Annotated in this window: 3 protein-coding genes and 1 pseudogene; 2 read left to right on the top strand and 2 right to left on the bottom strand. The window is 62.8% G+C overall.

Annotated elements, in window-relative coordinates; genetic code table 11:
* Positions 1-192 precede the first annotated feature (192 nt).
* Positions 193-966 (top strand): HpcH/HpaI aldolase/citrate lyase family protein, encoded by a 774-nt coding sequence (locus EN964_RS30580; RefSeq protein ID WP_127269901.1) that lies wholly within the window; start codon positions 193-195, stop codon positions 964-966.
* 6 nt (positions 967-972) lie between these two features.
* Here EN964_RS30580 and EN964_RS30585 read toward each other — a convergent pair whose 3' ends face one another.
* Positions 973-1,527 carry an alpha/beta hydrolase gene (locus tag EN964_RS30585; protein WP_127269899.1) on the bottom strand — a complete coding sequence of 185 codons (555 nt, stop codon included), beginning with the start codon at positions 1,525-1,527 and terminating at the stop codon, positions 973-975.
* 249 nt (positions 1,528-1,776) lie between these two features.
* Here EN964_RS30585 and EN964_RS30590 point away from each other — a divergent pair, with 249 nt between their 5' ends.
* Positions 1,777-2,589 carry a VOC family protein gene (locus EN964_RS30590; protein ID WP_127269897.1) on the top strand — a complete coding sequence of 271 codons (813 nt, stop codon included), beginning with the start codon at positions 1,777-1,779 and terminating at the stop codon, positions 2,587-2,589.
* A 176-nt stretch (positions 2,590-2,765) separates the two neighbouring features.
* Here EN964_RS30590 and EN964_RS30595 read toward each other — a convergent pair.
* A pseudogene (locus EN964_RS30595) lies at positions 2,766-2,931 on the bottom strand (adenylosuccinate lyase); the annotation flags it as partial.

Here is a 2,931-nt window from a genome sequence, read left to right on the forward strand (position 1 = left end):
CACCAGATCCGCCGCACGATGGACGAACTGATGGCGCAGGCGATCGAGCAGATCAAGAACACCTGATCCGGGCCATGCGCTGATCCCGGCCATACGCTGGACCAATCGACCGCCCGGCCTATCCGGGCGGTTTTTCTTTGCCTTTGTCGCGGTTTCCGGCTGAAACTGCCGGAGTTAACAAGGAAAGTATCCATGTCCCTGAAGTCCCGCCTCGCGGCCGACGAAACGCTGTTCACCGCATGGTCCGGCGTGCCGGATGCCTTGACCGTCGAAATCGTCGCCAAGCAGGGTTTCGATGCCGTCACGCTCGACATGCAGCATGGCGGCCATCACGAAGACAGCGTGCTGCGTGGCCTGGTGCCGGTGCTCGCTGCCGGCAAGCCGGCGCTGGTGCGCATTCCCGTTGGCCGTTTCGACATGGCAAGCCGCGCGCTCGATTTCGGCGCCGAGGCAGTCATCGCGCCGATGGTGAATTCGGTTGCCGATGCAAAACTGTTCGCCGCCGCCATGAAATACCCGCCGCTCGGCGAGCGCTCCTGGGGTCCGACCTACGCTTTTCCACGCCACGGCCAAGGCGACCAGGCCGACTGGCTGCGCGACACCAACCAGCGCACGATGGCCTTCGCCATGGTCGAGACGCGTGCCGCCCTCGATGCGCTCGATGGCATCCTCGACACGCCCGGCATCGACGGCATCTTCCTCGGCCCGTCGGATTTCTCGATCGCCTGGAGCAATGGTGCGACCGTCAATTCGACGCTGGAAAGCATGATGGAGACGGTGGCATCGGTGGCCGAGCGCACCCGCAAGGCCGGCAAACATGCGGCGATCTACGTTGTCGAGCCGGCAATTGCCGGCCGGGTCGTGTCGATGGGCTATCGCCTGCTGGCCATGGGCTCCGAGCATTCGCTGATCGGGCTTGGGGCAAAAACGCTGATCAAGAGCGTCCGCGATTCGATCGGGTCCTGAAGACGCTCAAGGTTTCAGATCCGTCAGGAATTTGGCGAAGGTCATTGAACCTTCGGGCCAAGGACCAAAACCTGAATCCGGGTTGAGATGACCGGTCTCACCGGCATCGATGAACAGCGAACCCCAGGCGCCGGCGATATCCTCCGCGACATCGAAGGCGCAGAACGGATCGTTGCGGCTGGCGATCACGATCGAGGGAAAGGGCAGCGGCTCACGCGGATAGGGGCCGAAGGTCATCAGGTGCCTGGGCCTGATCTCGGGATTGGCGACGTCGGGAGGTGCCACGAAGAAGGCCCCGGCAACCGGCTTGCGGAACTGCGGAATGGCTTGCACTGCAGCGGCGACACCGAGCGAGTGCGCCACCAGGACGACCGGCCGCTCGGCCTCGTTGACCGCCTCGGCAACGCTCGCCGTCCAGTCCTCGCGAACCGGCTTCGACCACTCGGCCTGTTCGACGCGGCGCGCCGTCGACAGTTTCGACTGCCAGCGGCTCTGCCAATGGTCGGGGCCGGAATTGGTGTAGCCCGGTACGATGAGAATATCTGCTTCCTTGACCTTCATGGCGCTGAGATAGCGAGCGGCATCGCTTCGTGCAACCGGCAGGAACGCCGCTTTTGATCACAATAGTGAACACCATGTTCGCTTCTTCGCGTCTTGTGTGAACGATGCAGATGGACGATCTGTGGTCAGGAAAAGAAACAGCCGTGCGCGGGAACCCTGACTTTGGAACTGACACGACGTACAATGATCGGCGGAGTGGGGCTTCTCGCTTTGGGAGCTTCATCGCAGGCCGGTCGAACGGAGCATTCGATGAGCGAGTTGCCTTTTGCCGCCACCACCCCGGTCAGCGTTGCCCGCGTCGGGCTGAAGGCGCGCGACGCGGAAAGCCTTGCCGCCTATTACCGCGAAATTGTCGGTCTGCAGGAGTTGAGCCGTGCCGATGGCGCGATCACCCTGGGCGCCGCCAACCGTCCCTTGTTGGTGCTTGAGCAGGACGCTTCAGCCAAGCCGGATGATCCGCGCAGCGCCGGGCTGTTCCACACCGCCTTCCTGCTGCCCAGCCGCGCCGACCTCGGCCGCTGGATCAACCACGCCATATCAAACAAGATCGCGATCGAGGGCGCTTCCGACCATCTGGTCAGCGAAGCCCTGTACCTGACCGATCCCGAAGGCAATGGCATCGAGATCTATGCCGACCGCCGTCCGCAGGACTGGAAGTGGAACGGCGACAAGATTGCCATGGCGACAGAACGGCTGAACATTCCGTCCGTCGTTGCCGAAGTGCCGGCGGGTGATGCCGGCTGGCAGGGGACGCCGGAAAACAGCATCGTCGGCCATGTCCACCTGCGTGTCGGCCGGCCGGAAGACGCCGAAGCCTGGTGGAACCAGGAATTTGGCTTCGACACCATGGCCAAATACGGTGGCCAGGCGGTGTTCCTGTCGTCGGGCGGCTATCATCACCACATCGGCGCCAACGCCTGGCAGAGTTCAGGCGCCGGCCGCCGCGATTCGAGCCGGTCGGGCCTTGCCTGGGTCGAGATGCGTTCGGACAAGGTGACGAGCCCGGCAACCCGCGAAGATCCGTGGGGCACGGTGATCAGGACTATTCCCGCCAAGGCTTGAGAGCGTCTTTCTCCCCGTCACTATACGGGGAGAAATGCCCGGCAGGGAAATGAGGGGCAGCGCCAAAGTCGTGAATTTGTCAAAGCGTGAATGGTTGCGATCGTCGCCGAAGTCGGCACCGCCCCTCATCCGCCTGCCGGCACCTTCTCCCCGTATAGTGACGGGGAGAAGGAAGCTCAGGCTTCCCCAAACACCCGCTTGAAGATCGTGTCGACATGCTTGGTATGATAGCCCAAGTCGAATTTCTCGCGGATTTCGGCTTCCGGCAGCGCTGCGGTCACTTCCTTGTCGGCCAAAAGTTCCTCAAGGAAATCAGCGCCTTGCTCCCACACTCTCATGGCG

Origin of the sequence: Mesorhizobium sp. M7A.F.Ca.CA.001.10.2.1 (genome assembly GCF_003998575.1) — a bacterium.
In the GTDB taxonomy this organism is placed as follows: Bacteria; Pseudomonadota; Alphaproteobacteria; order Rhizobiales; family Rhizobiaceae; genus Mesorhizobium.